Genomic DNA, 17,300 nt, shown 5'->3' with positions numbered 1-17,300 from the left:
ATATGAAATCAACACTTAGGAGAACCTGGGCGGAAATCAATCTGGATGCGCTCAGCTATAATTATCATAAGATCCGGGACTATATTGGTAAGGATGTAAAATTTTTAGGCGTGGTCAAGGCTGACGCGTATGGACACGGCTCGGTGCAGGTTGCGTCAAAGCTTCAGAGTCTGGGCGCGGATTATCTTGCGGTTTCCAGTATTGATGAAGCGATGGAATTACGATTTAATGGCATTACGATGCCGATTCTTATTTTAGGGCATACACCCAAGGAACAGGTGGATCGTCTGATCTGCTTTAATATCACACAGGCTGTCACCTGCGAGGCCAAAGCGCATGAGTACAGCGAGGAAGCAGTGAAATACGGCGGCAGGCTTAAGGTCCATATCAAGGTGGATACCGGCATGTCCCGTCTCGGATATATCTGTGACGGGGATTACTTTGAGCATGGTGTGGATGGCATCGTAGAGGCATGTCGTCTGCCGGGACTGGATGCCGAAGGCATTTTCACGCATTTTGCCGTGGCGGATGAACCGGGCAAAGAGCAGGACATTTATACGAAGCATCAGTTCCGCCTTTTTACAAGTGTGATTGAGGCTGCCGAGAAAAAATGGGGGCATACGTTCCGCATCCGTCACTGTGCCAATACCGGTGCCACAGTGCGCTTCCCAGAGACCTATCTTGACATGGTACGTCCGGGGCTTCTGCTTTACGGCTATGGTGACTTTGCAAAACAGCTTGGACTTAAGCCGCTCATGGCATTAAAAACGACAGTCAGCACCATCAAGATCTATCCCAAGGGGACAAAAATCAGCTACGGCGGCATTTACACGACCAAAGAGACCGAGCGGATCGGCGTGGTGCCGTATGGCTACGCGGATGGATTTTTCCGTGTGCTGTCCAATCGCTGCAGTCTCATCACAAAGGAAGGACCGGCACCGCAGAGAGGGAAGATCTGCATGGACATGTGCATGATTGATCTCACGGGAAAGCCTGGTGTGGATGTCGGAAGCGAAATTGAAATTTTCGGTGAGCATCAGCCGGTGGAAACGCTTGCGGAGCTTGCCGGGACAATCCCGTATGAGCTTGTCTGCGCTGTCAGCAAGCGGGTGCCGCGTCTGTATCTTGAGCACGGCGAGGTGATCTCCAGGGAGCTGCTCCTGCGAATGTAACTTGCCCGGCGTCACCGGAAAGGATGAAAATGAACCATATCAGCAGAGATCTTACATTCCGGACGGCGGAGCTCGCGGATGCCGGGAGGCTTTTGGAAATTTATGCGCCCTATGTCCGGGATACGGCGATTACATTTGAATACGAGGTTCCGTCTTTAGAGGAATTTACAGAGCGGATCCGGCATACGCTGGAAAGGTATCCGTATATTGTGGCGGAGCAGGATGGTAAGATTCTGGGATATGCCTATGTCGGCCCGTTTCATGAACGCGCGGCGTACGACTGGGCAGTGGAAACCTCTATTTATGTGGATCGGAATGTACAGCACAGTGGTGTCGGCAGAGGCTTATATGATGTGCTGGAGAAGGTGCTTCGGGCAATGCATATATTGAATCTTAATGCATGCATTGCCTATCCGCGCGAAGCAGATGATCATCTCACAAAAAACAGTGCGGAGTTTCATGCGCATCTCGGCTATCGGCTGGTAGGTGAATTTCATGACTGCGGATATAAATTCGGGTGCTGGTACGATATGATCTGGATGGAAAAGTTGATCGGCGAGCATACTGCGCATCCGGAGGCGGTTGAAGCATTTCCAGAGGTGAGAGAGAAGCTTGTGGGGACGGTGCTCAGAAGTTAAGAGTGTCCAGCTTATCATCCTGTATGAGATTTGATAATGATAAGCAAAGACATCTAAAATGTTATGTGTGTTGGTTTTAGATGCGTGAATGCATCGGGGAAGGACTTGCATATGATACGATTTAATAATGACTATAATCACGGAGCGCATCCGGAAATCCTTAAGAGACTCATGGAAACCAATGACGAGAATTTCAGCGGCTATGGTACGGATCCGTGGTGTGAACGTGCAGCAGATAAGATCCGGGAACTAACCGCGTGTCCTGATGCTGCTGTCTGGTTTTTCCCGGGAGCAACGCAGGCTAACTTTGTAACGATTCATGCGCTCCTTGGTCCATGTGACAGTGTGATTGCCGCAGATACCGGACACATCAATGCACATGAATGCGCTTCGATCGAGAACACCGGCCATAAGATCCAGAGTTTACCCAATACAGATGGTAAAATCCACGCAGAGCAGATTGAGGCGCTGGCCCGTGCCTATTATGAAGCCGGGGAGCCGGAGTATCTGACGCGTCCTTCCATGGTTTACATTTCTTTTACCACAGAATTTGGTACGCTCTACAGTAAGGCAGAGCTTAGCGCAATTTCAGAGGTCTGCCGGAAGTACCATATGCTTCTCTTTGTCGATGGCGCCCGGATGGCGTATGGACTTGGCTCGGAAAAAAATGATCTTAGTCTTGAGGATTTTGCAAGGCTTACCGATGTTTTTTATCTCGGCGGTACCAAATGCGGCGCACTGTTTGGAGAAGCCCTGGTGATCCCGGATCCGAAGCTTAGCCCTCGTTTCAAGAGCTATATGAAGCAGAGTGGAGCCGTGCTTGCCAAGGGCTGGACGCTTGGACTTCAGTTTGCAACGCTTCTCGAGAACAATCTCTATGTGGAGCTTGCCCGTAAGGCTGATGCCTATGCGATGGAAATCAAGGAAGCATTTGAGAAAAAGGGTATTTCTTCCTATATAGAGAGCTTTACCAATCAGCAGTTTATTGTGCTTACTGACGCACAGATGGAAGCACTCAGCAAGGACTTCATCTTTGAGTTTACTTTAAAGGATGGAGACAACCGCAACGTTGTCCGCTTCTGCACCGCCTGGAGCACCAAAGCAGAAGAGGTGCAGGCACTTGTTAAGGCAATTGAGCAGCTTTGAGCCTTCAAATTTCTTGTAAACTCATCCGGATCGTAATATATCAGCTATTCTCCTCTCGAATTTTAGCAAAAAACTCATCCGAAACGAAACTTATCATCTCGCTTCGGATGAGTTCGACTCAAGAACATTCTTTTAAAGTCATCCGAATTGATACAGACTTGTCTCAATCGGATGACTTTTTTACTCAAATTACCGCACGACCCTTACCGCACGGACTTTACTGCACTGCCTTCACCATGCTGAGTACGGAATCCTTGATTTCCTGATTTACCTTGAGCGCCTGTGCTCTTGTCGGCTGGCAGGAGTAGAAATAGAACTTGATCTTTGGCTCGGTTCCGCTCGGACGGATTGCAAACCAGGTACCGTTGTCCAGGAGGATCCGGAGTGCATTCTGCGCCGGAATATCTTCATAGCCGTCCTTATAATCAATCACCTTGGATACCTGCACGCCTGCAATCTCCGTCGGCATATTTGCTCTCAGCCACTTCATCATACGCTGAATGCGCTCGGCGCCGGGGATTCCCTCGAGCACGATATTCGGCTCATCCTCTGCAAAGCAGCCATACCTTGCGTAAATTTCATTGAGTACATCCCAAAGCGTTTTTCCCTGCTTCCGGTAGTATGCCGCAGCCTCCGCCACCATCATACCGGCGGAAATTCCGTCCTTATCCCGGATATCCTCGCAGATTGCGTATCCAACCGACTCCTCATATCCAAAAAGGTAGGTATAGCCATGCTCATGCAGGTATGGAATCTTACCGCAGATATTTTTAAAGCCGGTCAGCGTCTCAAACATCTTAACCCCATAGGCATCTGCCATAATAGTAGAGAGACTTGAGGTTACGATGGATTTCACCATGGCACCCTTTGCCGGCAGTGTCCCCGCGGTTTTATGTCCCTCCAGGATATAGTTTACAAGGAGATAGCCGGTCTGGTTTCCGTTAAGCGGAACATAATTTCCGTCCTGATCCCGGATTTCGATGGCAAAGCGGTCAGAGTCCGGATCGGTTGCCATCAGAAGCTCGGCGCCAAATTCTCTGCCGTATTTTTCACTTAAGGCGAATGCCTTGGGATCCTCAGGGTTCGGATATCCGACGGTGGTAAAATCCGGATCCGGGTCCGCCTGCTCCGGTACAATCCGGAAGTTCCGGAAGCCCCGGTCCGTAAGCATTTGCCGGAATGGAACAGAGCCGCAGCCATTGAGCGGGGTGTAGACAAAAGGAATCGAGAGATCCAGCTCGTCACCGCTGTGGATCGCAAGGCTCTCGATCTTATCCAGGTATTTCCGGTCATATTCCGGTCCGAGGACGATGATTTTACCGGAGGCAACGCCCTCCTGATAATTAGAGGTTTTTATGCCGGTCCAGATATCTACTGCATTGATTTTCTGCTGCATACCGTCCGCAACCTCGGAGGAAACCTGGCAGCCATCCTCCCAGTATGCCTTGTAGCCGTTGTATTCCTTAGGGTTATGTGATGCTGTGATATTGATACCGGATACTGTTCCAAGGACACGGATCATGTACGCAAGCTCCGGAGTCGGACGCAGATCCGGGAAGGTGTAGACCTTGATGCCGTTGGCGGCGAGGATACCGGCGGTAAGCTCGGAAAATTCTTTGGAGAAGTGGCGCGGGTCATGCGCAATCACTACACCCTTGTCCATGGCTTCCTGTCCGTGTGCGATGATGTAATCGGCAATTCCCTGGGTCGCCTTGCCGACGGTGAGACGGTTCATGCGGTTGGTTCCGGCGCCGACCTTGCCGCGGAGACCTGCCGTTCCAAAGGAGAGCTCCTGATAGAAGCGGTCTTCGATCTCGCCGGGATTGTCCTTTATTTTAAGAAGCTCGTCTCGCAGCGGGTCGTCTGCCCCGAGGTGTGTGAGCCAGTCACTGTAACGTGATTCAAAATCCATATATTCATTTCCTCCTGTGATTTATCATTTACAAATTCATCTGCCTGCTTCAGTCAGCAAAATTTATGCACAAGCATACAAAAATAGTGTAACATATCTCGGGGATAACTCAAACGGATTAGGAAAAATCGATCGTGCACTGAATTGAAGGCGAATTGAAATAATAAAGAATCTGCTAATGAATTCGCCTAAAGAATCCACAAAAGAATCTGCTTTTGGTCCGCATCTTTTGAGATCATAAAGAATCCGCTTCTGTTTTTAAATTAACGATGTTATAATCATTTTGTATAAAACCGACAGCGTGAGGATGATCCGGCGCTGCCATGATTGGAGGATAAAATCTTGATTACATGGGAAAATCTTGACAAGCTCAAGGCATTTCAGGAGCTTAAAGCAGTAAAGGCAGTCAGACTCCAGGAGGTGATGTCCGGAGATAACGGCGCTGCACGGGTTAGAAACTATACGGTCCCGATGGCAGAGGGTCTCAGCTATAACTATGCAGCTAAAGCAGTGGATGACGACATACTCAAGGTGCTTGTCCGGCTGGCAGAGGAAGCACAGCTTCACGAGAAGTTCGAGGATCTGTACAATGGCGCTGTGATCAATACGGGTGAAAAGCGGCTGGTGCTGCATCATCTCACCCGGGGACAGCTGGGAGAGGAAGTCATCGCTGATGGTGTCAACAAGAGAGCGTTTTATGTAAAGCAGCAGGAGAGGATCGCTGACTTTGCAAATAAGGTTCATAATGGAGAGATCAGCAATGCTGCAGGCGAGAAGTTCACAACAGTAGTGCAGATTGGTATTGGTGGTAGTGACCTTGGTCCGAGGGCCATGTATCTTGCACTTGAGAACTGGGCAAGAACCAAGGGGCTCCTTAAAATGGACGCAAGATTTATCAGCAATGTGGATCCGGACGATGCGGCAGCTGTGCTGAGAAGCATTGACGTTGCACATTCGCTGTTTATCCTGGTTTCCAAGTCCGGCACAACACTGGAGACGCTGACCAACCAGACCTTTGTGATGAATGCTCTTAAGGCGCAGGGACTCGATCCGGCAAAGCATATGATTGCCGTAACCTCCGAGACCTCTCCGATTGCAACAAGTGACGAATATCTTGCGGCATTTTACATGGATGATTATATCGGCGGCCGGTATTCCTCCACATCCGCAGTAGGCGGTGCGGTGCTTTCCCTTGCGTTTGGACCTGAGGTTTTTGCAGAGTTTCTGGAGGGTGCCGCAGCAGAGGATCAGACGGCAAAGGAGCAGGATCCGCTTAAGAACCCTGCCATGCTGGACGCACTGATCGGTGTATATGAGAGGAATGTCCTCGGCTATGAGAGCACCGCGATCCTGCCGTATTCGCAGGCGCTGAACCGCTTCCCGGCACATCTCCAGCAGCTGGATATGGAATCCAATGGCAAGTCGGTTAACCGCTTTGGCGAGCCGGTGGACTATCCGACCGGACCGGTCATTTTTGGCGAGCCGGGTACCAATGGTCAGCACAGCTTCTATCAGCTGCTGCATCAGGGCAAAAATATTGTTCCGCTGCAGTTTGTCGGTTTCCGTCAGAACCAGATCGGCATGGATGATACCATCCAGGGCAGCACAAGCCAGCAGAAGCTTTGTGCCAATGTTGCCGCGCAGATTGTTGCATTTGCTCTTGGAAAGCATGACGAGAACCGCAACAAGAATTTTGAGGGCGGCCGTCCTTCCAGCATCATCATCGGCGATCAGGTTAATCCGAGAACCCTTGGCGCATTGCTTGCACATTTTGAAAACAAGGTGATGTTCCAGGGCTTTGTATGGAATGTCAACAGCTTTGATCAGGAGGGCGTACAGCTCGGTAAAGTTCTTGCAAAGAGAGTCCTTGCGCATGAGACCGACGGCGCACTCAAGGTTTACAGCGACCTTTTTAATATCTGAGAAATGCATCCGACTTCGTTTTGGGGTCCGCACATGGGGAACTGTGTGCGGACCCCTTTTTTTGTTCCTGCGGGTGTCTCCATGTTTCGGACGCTTTGTATGTGCTTTTGGTGACCACCAGTTTTAAGGCTTTTTTGTGGATGCTTTTTGCAGAAGTAACATTCGCATAGTAAACGCCGAAGTTCAGGGCCCAAAACTTAAATCCGAGATGTAAGCTACTGTGGCGAGCTTGTCTTGTATCCTTAAATCGGGTATCATTAGGCAAGAATCAGACTAGAGAAGTAAGCTTCGTGGATAACTGCAGGAGTAAGCACCATCGACAGCGATCGAAGTAAACTTTGCAGACAGACGATCAGAAAAGAGTCCTGGAGCAGGAGAGGAGGCAGGTACGCATGGCATATTTTGGAACATTCTATCTGGATAAGGAAAAGGACATCGTGGTAACGCTTGACAAGGTCGGTGAGGATATGTCCTACGTGCTCCGGACGCCAAACCATGGGACCGGCAATCTCATCAGCAACCTGGCTGCTCTCTGCGGACTGCCGCTTGGATTGGAGCCAAACGGCTTTCTTAAAATCGAGGGGCACATTCCCTGCTATATTGACGGAGAGAACCGGAAGCTCTGGATTTTACGTCTTGCCGATGTTAAGGTCGCCAATATCTATCCCGACGGCAACATCGAGCGGAAGGCGTATGTTCCGGCAATCGCCAAGACGCTGATGAGCCAGACCAAGGACTACACGCTGTCTTCCGGCAAAACACTCGTTAAAACCTACATTCGCTCTGAAGTCAAGTTCCACACAGATCTGCATACGCATCGAAGTGCAAATCTCAGTCCGGACCTGCTGATCGCGCTTGGGATCCACCATCAGCTGCGCTATCCCTACTATTATGTTAAGAAGCTGAAGCTGCGTCTGACCGGGGAGCAGCGGGAGAGACTTGAGAAGCAGCGTGCCGAGATCGCGACAAAGTATCAGAGCTCCGGACTCACCGGGAAGTATCTTGACCGACGGATCGACGACAACACAGAAATTAATTTTGCAGATCTTATTTTAAATAATCTGCCGGACAGCGGCTACAATATCCCCAGGATCCGGGCAAGTCTTGCCGTTATGAAGGACGGACAGGCAGTTTTTACAAATCTCGAGAAGGTCTATCTATACCGCTATGTTTTTACCAAGGGTACGCCCGCAAAAGAGCGGATCTCACTGAGAGGTATTGATGAAATTCCGGATCCGGATATTACAGAGGCACTGCATCAGATGGCGAAGGATCGTCGGACCCCGGACTACGCCGCTAACACCTTGTATCAGGATGAGCTTCTGTGGGTTGCACGCAGCTACCAGCGGGTCGGCGTTACCTATGCGGAAATTTCCGATACGGCACTTGTCAAAAAAGAGGAAGCCGCCAGAACGCTGCAGGAGATCCATGATGTCATGCCATCCATTACCCGGGAGACCGGAGTGACACTTCGCTTCCTGGCAGCGCTCCGCCGGATTCCGCTTACCATTGTGAGAGATCGGGTGGATCATGGTAATTTCCAGGAAAATCTGGAGACACTAAAGGCTGTGGCAGTCGATCCCTATGTGGCAGGCAGTGATTTTGTCGGAGAGGAAATCAATGATATCCGTGAGTTAAGACCTGTCATCAAGGCGCTGGTACAGATCGCCGGAGATATCCCTTCCTTTGTTATCCGGATCCATGCCGGAGAAAACGATTCGCTGCCCGATAATGTGCTGAACAGCATCCTTGAGGTTGAGAAGTCATTAAAAAAGGGACAGCGATTCCCTCATATGCGTCTGGGGCATGGTCTGTATACCTCAAAGCTTAACTCAGCAAAAGGACAGCTTCTCCTAAACAAGCTTAGAGATCATAAGGTCGTTCTGGAATTTCAGATCACCTCCAATGTCCGGCTCAACAATCTCTCAAACCTTGCAGAGCATCCGCTGAAGCAGTATTTAAAGAATGGAATTTACTGTGTGCAGGGTACCGATGGCGGAGCACTGTATGGCACGGATTCCATCGATGAACAGCTTTCGCTTGAGAGGATGCTGGCGCTAAGCTTTGAAGAGCTTCTTGAGATGCGGAGAGCAGAGGATTTTGTCCATGCGACATCGCTCCGTGAGTTCTCGGAAAAGATTCGTTTGTTTAATGATCTTAAAGGGAACCTCCGCTCAGGAGAGTTCCTTACATCCAGGATCGAAGCGGAAACCGGTGACTTTTCCGGTATGACCTCCGGCGAACGCAGATACCGCACGGAAACCGAGCTTTCAGATAAAATTCTTCCGCTTCCGGAAAATAAGATCCCGATTGTCATTGCCGGAGGCAGCTTTAACAATGCCTCTCATGTTACGAGGCTTCGTGCACCGGAGTGCGCTTTGCTGGAGGATCTTATAGCGAGGGCGGATCCGGAGAAGGTCTTTTTTGTCATCGGACCTGCAATTACCGGGTATGAACGGTATGTGCTGGAAAAGGTACGCGGGAAATTCCAGGTATTTGCATTCGCGCCTGCGGCAATCACAGGGAAAGAGCTTAAAACGCTCCGGGCATCCGGCGCCGGCATCCGTGTCTCCATCGAAGCCTCACCGCTTGGTGCGTACAAAAGCTTTGCCTACGAGATTTTTAAGCGGCGTCAGTCGGTGATCGTGGCGCTGGATGGCAACAGTGCGGCGGCAAATCTGATTCAGGACGCCAAAAACAGCCGGTACAAGAGCCGGACCTTTATTGATGTAAACTCACAGGCACTTCGCAAAAAAGCAATGTCGCTGGAGGGCTACATTACATTTTTGCATGATGGCGAGACGGCGGACGAAATTCTCCGGTATGCGGATAAATACTATGACGCATTAAAGGATCCCAAGGCGCAGATTCTTAAAAACAGCGCCATCCGCCAGGAAACGGGGACGACGTAATCGGTCGTTTTTTAAGCAACATGATACTTAGGAAAACGGAAAGGAAAAAACAGCATGACGATCTGGCTTACGAGACATGGGCAGACCCGGCTCAATCTTGAGAGGCGAATGCAGGGGCGCACGGATGAACCATTGAATAAAACCGGCATACAGCAAGCGAGGGAGGCAAGAGCAGAGATCGGAGACATAAGTTTTGACGCAGTGTATGCAAGTCCTTTGGAACGGGCGATTGTTACAGCCTCCATCATCGGAAATGTGGATCGCAGGGAGATCCTCGTGGATGAGAGGCTGATCGAGGCTGATTTTGGAAAATATGAGTGCCGGAAATATTATCTTCTGGGACCGAAAATGACGCTCTACTGGAGTCTGCCGGAGCTTTTTCCTGCGCCTCCGACGGTGGAAACCATCGCTTCTCTTACGGAGCGGAGCCGGTCGTTCCTTACGGATCTGGAAACAAAGCCGTATCAGAATGTCCTTATCGCGTGTCACGGCGGGATCATGCGGGCTTTGTCCGGATATCTTATGGATAAGCCCAATGGCATCCTCTGGCGCCCCAAGCCGCACAACTGCGAGATCCGTGTATTCTCTGCTGTAAATGGCAGACATCAGTTCATTAAAGATGTGAAACTCACAGAGTAAACGAGTAAGACGCAAGTTTTCGGCCTATGCAGACATTTCCGTGGAAACGTACCCGAATCAGCGGATGGAAAGCGCTTAGATAGCAGCTTTAGCGGTGAACATTCGGCTTATAGGAAAAAAACTTCAAAACGTACCCGAAAAAGAGTTTCAAATTCGGGTGTGTTTTTGTTTTTTCATCGATATAGGCCGAAAAGCCCTGACCAATTATCTTATCGAGGATAGTTTGACCCGATTTTCGGGTGTGATTCGGGTACGTTATTTTAAATTGCTCTGTATAGGCCGAAAATGTCTCCATGACCATCTAGCTTTGCCGAGATTGCAGTATTCCCCGTGAAAATTAAGATCTGATGGGGACTGTCGGCATGCCCCGGGCTTTGAGACTGATCCAAATGTATAAGAAGGATGCTTTAATATGCATAAATCAATGCATAAACCTGGTTTTATGCATATTATCCGAAAAATATTTGCATAAAAAACCAAAATATGCTTGATTTCCTGCTTTTAAGGTGTATAATCTAGAAATCAGAAATGAAGTTCTGGAGATACAGATTTCCTTGATACGGATTTCCATATTTCCAGCTTGGGACCTGCTGGTCCCGGAGGAGGAACAGATTATGAAAAAGACATTTATTGCCGGAGCACTTGGCGCTCTCATGGCACTTTCCCTTGCTGCCTGTGGATCTTCATCCACTCCTAATGCTACAACCGCCGCTGCAACAACCGGTGCTGAGACAGAGGCTGCTGCAACAACCGCCGCTGCCGGCGATGCTGAGACAACTGCTGCTGCAGGAGAGAGCACTGCTGCCGCAGACAACTCTGCTAAGAAAGAGGGCGCTGCTGAGGGATCCGGAAAGATGATGGATATCCCGAAGGACGGTCTTACAACCGTTGAGGCTGGTAAGCTTATCGTTGGTACTTCACCGGACTTTGCACCATATGAGTTCTATCATGTAAATAGCGGCACACCGGAGCTCGCAGGCTTTGATGTTGCACTTGCACACAGAATCGCAGATGACCTTGGTCTTGAGCTTGAGATCGTACCGATCGACTTTGACGGTATCCTGATGGAGCTTCAGAACGGAAACCTGGATCTCGGTATTTCCGGATTTTCACCAAGCCCGGAGCGGAAGCAGACCTTTGACTTCACCAATGTATATTATCAGGGCGGTCAGAGCTTTGTCATCCGTAAGGCAGATGCTGACAAGTACAAGAGCTATGCAGACTTTAACGGACTTCCAGTAGGCGCGCAGACCGGTTCCATCCAGATGGATCTTGCCAAGGAAAATACACCGGATGCCAACATCGTCGGTCTTCCAAAGGTAACAGATATCATTTCCGAGCTGGTAACAGGTAAGCTTGAGGGCGGCTTCATCGAGACTGCCGTAGCAGAGCAGTACTGCAAGAACTATCCGGAGCTTCAGATTGCATGGGATGTACCATATGACAGCGAGGGTTCTGCTGTCGCAGTTAAGAAGGGTAACACCGCTATGGTGGATGCTGTGAATGCGATTATCAACAATGCACTCACTGACGGTTCAATGAACCAGTACATCACAGATGCGCAGGAGCTTGCTTCTGATGAAGCTAATGTATACGAAGGTCAGCTTGATGCCAACGGTCAGATCGAAACCACTGCCGCTGCAAACTGATCCAAGAGCTTGATGTACAGAATTATCCGTTCATCCGGGAAATGTTAAATCAATGAGCAGAAGTATTCACAAGATATACATAGATAATGTACATTAATTCATAAGTACAATGGAGTTCTCTCCGGTAAGCCGGGGAGAACTTATTGCGTTTAAAAGTGTCTGGCGTTTAGCGCACTTTAATGCAAGCTGGTATATACCCGATTTAAGAAAGGTAGGAAGTATACATGACCATAAGCTGGGGAAACCTGATGCGGACATTACAATATGGAGATATGTTCCGTCAGGGTCTGATCGTAACCATCCTTCTTGCGGCGGTAACGGTATTTTTTGGATTCTTTCTGGCATTCGGCCTGGCGCTGATGCTCTTAAGCGATGTCCGTCCGTTCCGTCATCTTGAGAAGATAAAGACTGACGACATAAATAAGAAAAAAAGATATGACTTTATTGCACGGTTTAATCCGGTAAAGCTGCTGGCGGGCGCTTATGTACAGTTTGTACGTTGTACGCCTATGCTGGTGCAGATTTTCCTTGTATACTTCGTAGTGTTTGGTATTATCACGCTGCCGAAATTCACATTCTTCGGATTTATCCAGTTCCAGAGATTTTTCCCGGCGGCAGTAGCCATGGCGCTGAACAGCGGCGGATACATGAGCGATGTCATCCGTGGCGGTATCGAGGGCGTAGATAAGGGTCAGACGGAGGCTGCAAGAAGTCTTGGTATGAGCAAATCCCAGACCATGATGAAGATTATCCTGCCGCAGGCGATCAAAAATATACTCCCGGCGGTTGCCAATGAGTTTGTTACCATTATTAAGGAGAGCTCTGTCTGCTATACCATCGGCGTGCAGGATATCATGTTTAATGTAAAGTCGGTACAGTCCGCAAGCTTTATCATTGCAGAGCCGTTGCTTATGGCGACCTTCCTGTATTTCTGCCTGTGCTTCCCGACATCCAAGATTATTCAGTACTGTGAGAGGAGGATGAGAGCAAGTGACAAACGATAATGCGCTGATCCAGGTACGTGGGTTAAAAAAATATTATAACTACGGGGCAATTAAGGCTCTGGATGGAATTGACATCGACATACACAAGGGAGATGTCATGGTGGTCATTGGTCCGTCCGGCTCCGGTAAATCGACCTTTCTCCGGAGCTTAAATCTCCTCGAGGTTCCGACCGAGGGATCCATTGTTTTTGACGGGGTGGATATCACAGGTACCAATATCAACCTGGATGAGTATCGTCAGGAGATGGGCATGGTGTTTCAGCACTTCAACCTCTTTCCGCATAAGACCATCCTGGAAAATCTGACGCTTGCGCCGGTTCTGGTAAAGCATATGAATCCGAAGGATGCGGAGGAAAAAGCCAGGGCGCTGCTTAAGAGAGTTGGTCTTGAAAACCGTGCCGATGCGTATCCTGTACAGCTGTCCGGTGGTCAGCAGCAGCGTGTTGCCATTGTACGCGCGCTTTGCATGGATCCTAAGGTCATGCTTTTTGATGAGCCGACCTCCGCACTGGATCCGGAAATGGTTGGAGAGGTTCTGGATGTAATGAAGGAGCTTGCCATCGGCGGCATGACCATGGTCTGCGTAACACACGAGATGGGCTTTGCCCGTGAAGTGGGAAACCGCGTGGTATTTGTGGACGGTGGTAAGATTATCGAGCAGGGTACACCGACGGATATCTTTGAGCATCCCAAGAGCGCAAGACTTCAGGACTTCCTGAGTAAGATCTTATAAGGTATAATAGAGCTGTCCGTTTTTTGCGGGCAGCTTTTTAAATATGCCAGATATTTGGCATCAGGACTCTGACATAAGGAATCTCACTTAAAGATCCCGGTGCAGCAGTAGAAAGGAAGCATTCGCATATGGAAAACAATAAAAAGAACGCAGTAGAATATATTGATAAAACAAAAAAGATTTATACGGATGTCAGTGACAAGATCTGGGCGGATCCGGAATTAAGCTTAAAGGAGTGGCATGCCGCGACGCTCTATGAACAGGTGCTGAAGGACCATGGCTTTACAGTGGAAACGGGACTTGCCGGAATCGAGACTGCATTCTCCGGGAGCTTCGGACACGGGCATCCGGTCATTGGTGTACTGGGAGAGTTTGATGCACTGTCCGGTCTCAGCCAGGAGTGTGGTGCCGTAGCACATCATCCGCTGGTGGAGGGCGGTGCCGGTCATGGCTGCGGTCACAACATGCTGGGCAGCGGTGCGCTTGCGGCGGCATTCGCCATCAAGAACTATCTGGAAACGACCAAAACCGAGGGTACCGTTATTTTTTATGGCTGCCCCGGCGAGGAAGGCGGTGCCGGTAAGGCATTTATGGCACGCGACAATATGTGGTCCAAGCTCGATTTCGCGCTGACCTGGCATCCATCGGTCGTAAATGAGGTACCGAGTGGAACCAACAATTCTTCGATCCAGGTGTTATACGAATATCACGGTGCGGCAGCGCACGCAGCGGCAGATCCGGAGGATGGACGCTCGGCACTGGATGCGGTGGAGCTGATGAATACCGGAGTGCAGTATCTCCGTGAGCATATGACCTCGGACTGCCGTGTGCACTATGCCGTGACAGATGCCGGCGGCGTATCTCCTAATGTTGTGCAGGATCATGCATCAGTACTGTACATGGTGCGGGCAAATAAGGTAAGAGACTCCCTGAAGCTGCTGGCAAGAGTAGATAAGATCGCGGAAGGCGCTGCACTTATGACGGAAACGACCTACGACCGGACCTTCATCGACGGTACAGCCGAGGTTGTGCCTAATTTCACGCTGGAGGAGATCGCGCACAAGAACTTTGCAGAGGTAGGACTTCCGACCTATACCGAGGAGGAGCTTCAGTATGCGGCAGAGGTGCATAAGACCTGCCCGCCGGATCCGGCACCGGGATATGCGGCAACGATTGATGGAGATATGGCGGAGAAGGCACGGGAACTCAGCAAGGATGGTACACTTCCCATCAATAATTTCCTGCTTCCGGTATTTCATAGTACACAGTTTAAGGCAGGCTCCACAGATGTCGGAGATGTGAGCTGGCAGACACCGACCGTGCAGATCCATGTTGCGGGATTTGTTGCGGGCGCTCCGGGACACAGCTGGCAGAATGTTTCTTGCGGCGGAAGCTCGATTGGACACAAGGCGCTCCTTGAGGCTGGTAAGGTGCTTGCCTGTACGGCAATCGATCTTTATGAAAATCCGGAGACGCTGGAGCGTGCCCGGGAGGAGTGGAAAAAGCGTACCAGGGATGGATATGTCTGCCCGATCGAGAAGGATGCAAAGCCGATCGCAATTTAAACAGCCGGGTGAAAAACGGATTACGATTTAAACGACAAAGGTTAAAATCGATTGCGATTCTACATATGGAACGAAGGCATACATCAATAAGATGGATGCATTTCATAAAACAAATGCGCCGAATCTATCGGCAGAACGAACAGATAGGATAAGTTTAAGTATGAACACAGGATTTTTGCCAGTCTCAAGGCAGGATATGAACGAACGAGGATGGGAGCAGTGCGACTTTGTCTACGTCTGCGGCGATGCCTATGTGGATCACTCGAGCTTCGGCTCTGCCATCATTTCCAGAATCCTGGAAGCCCATGGCTATAAGGTCGGGATGATCTGTCAGCCGGACTGGCAGGATCCGGAGAGTATCAATGTCCTGGGAGAGCCGAGGCTTGCCTTTCTGGTTTCCTCAGGCAATATGGATTCCATGGTCAATCATTATACTGTGGCAAAGAAACGGCGTAAGACGGATGCCTACACCCCCGGAGGTGTAATGGGCAAACGACCCGACCGGGCAGTGACAGTGTACTGCAATCTCATTCGCAGAACCTATAAGGAAACACCGATCATCATCGGAGGGCTGGAGGCAAGTCTCCGGAGGCTTGCGCACTACGATTACTGGTCCGATCATGTGCGGCGTTCGATCCTGTTGGAGTCCGGTGCGGATCTCATCTCCTATGGTATGGGCGAGCACAGTATCGTGGATATCGCGGATGCTTTAAACAGCGGAATCGCGGTCAGGGATGTGACGTGGATCCCGGGAACAGTGTATAAAACCCGCTATGAGGATGAGATTTATGACGCTGTGCGCCTGCCCGATTTTGAAGCGGTGCGCGACGATAAGCGGAAGTATGCCGAGAGCTTTGCGCTGCAGTACAGAAATACGGACCCGATTTCCGCTAAGCGCATCTACGAATGCTATGATGGCGCGATGTTTGTGGTACAAAATCCGCCTGCCATGCCGCTTACCGAGCAGGAGATGGATGATGTTTATTCACTTCCCTACATGCGGGCGTGGCATCCGATGTACGACGCCATCGGCGGAATCCCGGCACTTGGAGAAATCAAGCTGAGTCTGACACAGGCGAGAGGCTGCTTTGGCGAATGCAACTTCTGCGCGCTGACGATGCACGAGGGACGGATTGTACAGTGCCGCTCCCATGAGAGTATCCTGGAGGAGGCGAAGGAGATCACCAGAGACAAGGACTTTAAAGGATACATCTTTGATGTCGGAGGACCGACGGCGGAATTTCGTGGTCCTGCCTGTGACAAGCAGCTGAAGTTCGGCGCCTGCGTTAATAAAAAGTGCCTCTGGCCCAAGCCCTGCAGCAATTTAAAGGTAGATCACAGCGACTATGTGAAGCTTCTGCGGGAGGTGCGGACACTTCCTGGCGTAAAAAAGGTCTTTGTACGCTCCGGCTTCCGCTTTGATTATCTCATGGCGGATCCCAACAAGGAGTTTCTCACGGAAATCTGCAAGTATCATGTCGGCGGACAGATGCGTGTGGCGCCGGAGCATGTCTCTGACAATGTGCTTAAGGAGATGGGCAAGCCCGGCGTTGAGGTCTACAACGCATTTATCCGGGAATTTAAAAAAATCAATAAGGAACTGGGTCTCCGGCAGTACATTGTGCCGTATCTGATGTCCTCGCATCCGGGCAGCCGCCTGAAGGACGCCATCAAGCTTGCGGAATATATCAGAGACATGGGCTATATCCCGGAGCAGGTACAGGATTTTTATCCGACCCCGGGTACGGTTTCCACGACCATGTATTACACCGGCATCAACCCGCTTACCATGGAGGATGTTTATGTTCCCAGAAATCCGCATGAAAAAGCGATGCAGAGGGCGCTGATTCAGTACCGGAAGCCGGAAAACTATGATCTGGTGGAGGAAGCACTGCTTAGGGAGCATCGTGAGGATCTCATAGGATACGGACCGGAGTGCCTGATCCGTCCTCGCCGCGCTTCGGATCACAAAGCAACCGGCAGTAAACGACATAAACATTAGAAAGG

General features: G+C 50.1%; 12 protein-coding genes. 11 read left to right on the top strand and 1 reads right to left on the bottom strand.

What is annotated here, in order from left to right; all coding sequences use genetic code 11:
- Positions 1 to 2: 2 nt before the first annotated feature.
- The 3 genes from alr to ACTNEN_RS05025 all read left to right on the top strand — a co-directional run bounded on the left by alr (position 3) and on the right by ACTNEN_RS05025 (position 2,956).
- Positions 3 to 1,172, top strand: a complete 1,170-nt coding sequence (gene alr / locus ACTNEN_RS05035; protein WP_441204953.1) for an alanine racemase — start codon at positions 3 to 5, stop codon at positions 1,170 to 1,172.
- 29 nt (positions 1,173 to 1,201) lie between these two features.
- A complete protein-coding gene (locus ACTNEN_RS05030) occupies positions 1,202 to 1,810 on the top strand; it encodes an N-acetyltransferase family protein (RefSeq protein WP_441204952.1) in 609 nt (202 codons plus the stop codon).
- 111 nt (positions 1,811 to 1,921) lie between these two features.
- Positions 1,922 to 2,956 carry a threonine aldolase family protein gene (locus ACTNEN_RS05025; RefSeq protein WP_441204951.1) on the top strand — a complete coding sequence of 345 codons (1,035 nt, stop codon included), beginning with the start codon at positions 1,922 to 1,924 and terminating at the stop codon, positions 2,954 to 2,956.
- A 217-nt stretch (positions 2,957 to 3,173) separates the two neighbouring features.
- On the opposite strand, the gene ACTNEN_RS05020 is transcribed toward ACTNEN_RS05025, so the two are convergent.
- Positions 3,174 to 4,868: a phospho-sugar mutase gene (locus ACTNEN_RS05020; RefSeq protein ID WP_441204950.1), complete on the bottom strand. Its 1,695-nt coding sequence runs from the start codon at positions 4,866 to 4,868 to the stop codon at positions 3,174 to 3,176.
- 342 nt (positions 4,869 to 5,210) lie between these two features.
- On the opposite strand from ACTNEN_RS05020, the gene ACTNEN_RS05015 reads away from it, so the two are divergent.
- The 8 genes from ACTNEN_RS05015 to ACTNEN_RS04980 all read left to right on the top strand — a co-directional run bounded on the left by ACTNEN_RS05015 (position 5,211) and on the right by ACTNEN_RS04980 (position 17,295).
- Positions 5,211 to 6,791 carry a glucose-6-phosphate isomerase gene (locus ACTNEN_RS05015; protein ID WP_441204949.1) on the top strand — a complete coding sequence of 527 codons (1,581 nt, stop codon included), beginning with the start codon at positions 5,211 to 5,213 and terminating at the stop codon, positions 6,789 to 6,791.
- Between the two features lie 392 nt (positions 6,792 to 7,183).
- Complete coding sequence (locus ACTNEN_RS05010; protein WP_441204948.1) at positions 7,184 to 9,703, top strand: adenosine deaminase; 2,520 nt, start codon at positions 7,184 to 7,186, stop codon at positions 9,701 to 9,703.
- A gap of 54 nt (positions 9,704 to 9,757) precedes the next feature.
- Positions 9,758 to 10,342, top strand: a complete 585-nt coding sequence (locus ACTNEN_RS05005; RefSeq protein WP_441204947.1) for a histidine phosphatase family protein — start codon at positions 9,758 to 9,760, stop codon at positions 10,340 to 10,342.
- Between the two features lie 614 nt (positions 10,343 to 10,956).
- Entirely contained in the window at positions 10,957 to 11,991 is a 1,035-nt protein-coding gene (locus ACTNEN_RS05000; RefSeq protein ID WP_441204946.1) for a transporter substrate-binding domain-containing protein, read from the top strand.
- 224 nt (positions 11,992 to 12,215) lie between these two features.
- Positions 12,216 to 12,995: an amino acid ABC transporter permease gene (locus ACTNEN_RS04995; RefSeq protein ID WP_441204945.1), complete on the top strand. Its 780-nt coding sequence runs from the start codon at positions 12,216 to 12,218 to the stop codon at positions 12,993 to 12,995.
- On the top strand, positions 12,982 to 13,728 hold the full coding sequence (locus ACTNEN_RS04990; RefSeq protein WP_441204944.1) for an amino acid ABC transporter ATP-binding protein: 747 nt from the start codon (positions 12,982 to 12,984) through the stop codon (positions 13,726 to 13,728). Before ACTNEN_RS04995 ends, ACTNEN_RS04990 begins: the two co-directional genes overlap by 14 nt.
- Positions 13,729 to 13,856: 128 nt before the next feature.
- Positions 13,857 to 15,293 (top strand): M20 family metallopeptidase, encoded by a 1,437-nt coding sequence (locus ACTNEN_RS04985; RefSeq protein WP_441204943.1) that lies wholly within the window; start codon positions 13,857 to 13,859, stop codon positions 15,291 to 15,293.
- 160 nt (positions 15,294 to 15,453) lie between these two features.
- The gene (locus ACTNEN_RS04980) at positions 15,454 to 17,295 is read left to right on the top strand and encodes a YgiQ family radical SAM protein (protein ID WP_441204942.1); all 1,842 of its coding nucleotides are present in this window, start codon (positions 15,454 to 15,456) and stop codon (positions 17,293 to 17,295) included.
- Positions 17,296 to 17,300 lie beyond the last annotated feature (5 nt).

It is taken from the genome of Oribacterium sp. HCP28S3_H8, from assembly GCF_052064775.1.
Taxonomy (GTDB): Bacteria; Bacillota; Clostridia; order Lachnospirales; family Lachnospiraceae; genus Oribacterium.
Note: the sequence above shows the minus strand (reverse complement) of the source record. Positions and strands in the feature narration are given on the sequence as shown.

Coding starts and splice junctions, on each gene's coding strand:
- alr (WP_441204953.1), top strand. CDS start 3: ATGAAATCAACACTTAGGAGAACCTGGGCGGAAATCAATCTGGATGCG.
- ACTNEN_RS05030 (WP_441204952.1), top strand. CDS start 1,202: ATGAACCATATCAGCAGAGATCTTACATTCCGGACGGCGGAGCTCGCG.
- ACTNEN_RS05025 (WP_441204951.1), top strand. CDS start 1,922: ATGATACGATTTAATAATGACTATAATCACGGAGCGCATCCGGAAATC.
- ACTNEN_RS05020 (WP_441204950.1), bottom strand. CDS start 4,868: ATGGATTTTGAATCACGTTACAGTGACTGGCTCACACACCTCGGGGCA.
- ACTNEN_RS05010 (WP_441204948.1), top strand. CDS start 7,184: ATGGCATATTTTGGAACATTCTATCTGGATAAGGAAAAGGACATCGTG.
- ACTNEN_RS05005 (WP_441204947.1), top strand. CDS start 9,758: ATGACGATCTGGCTTACGAGACATGGGCAGACCCGGCTCAATCTTGAG.
- ACTNEN_RS05000 (WP_441204946.1), top strand. CDS start 10,957: ATGAAAAAGACATTTATTGCCGGAGCACTTGGCGCTCTCATGGCACTT.
- ACTNEN_RS04995 (WP_441204945.1), top strand. CDS start 12,216: ATGACCATAAGCTGGGGAAACCTGATGCGGACATTACAATATGGAGAT.
- ACTNEN_RS04985 (WP_441204943.1), top strand. CDS start 13,857: ATGGAAAACAATAAAAAGAACGCAGTAGAATATATTGATAAAACAAAA.
- ACTNEN_RS04980 (WP_441204942.1), top strand. CDS start 15,454: ATGAACACAGGATTTTTGCCAGTCTCAAGGCAGGATATGAACGAACGA.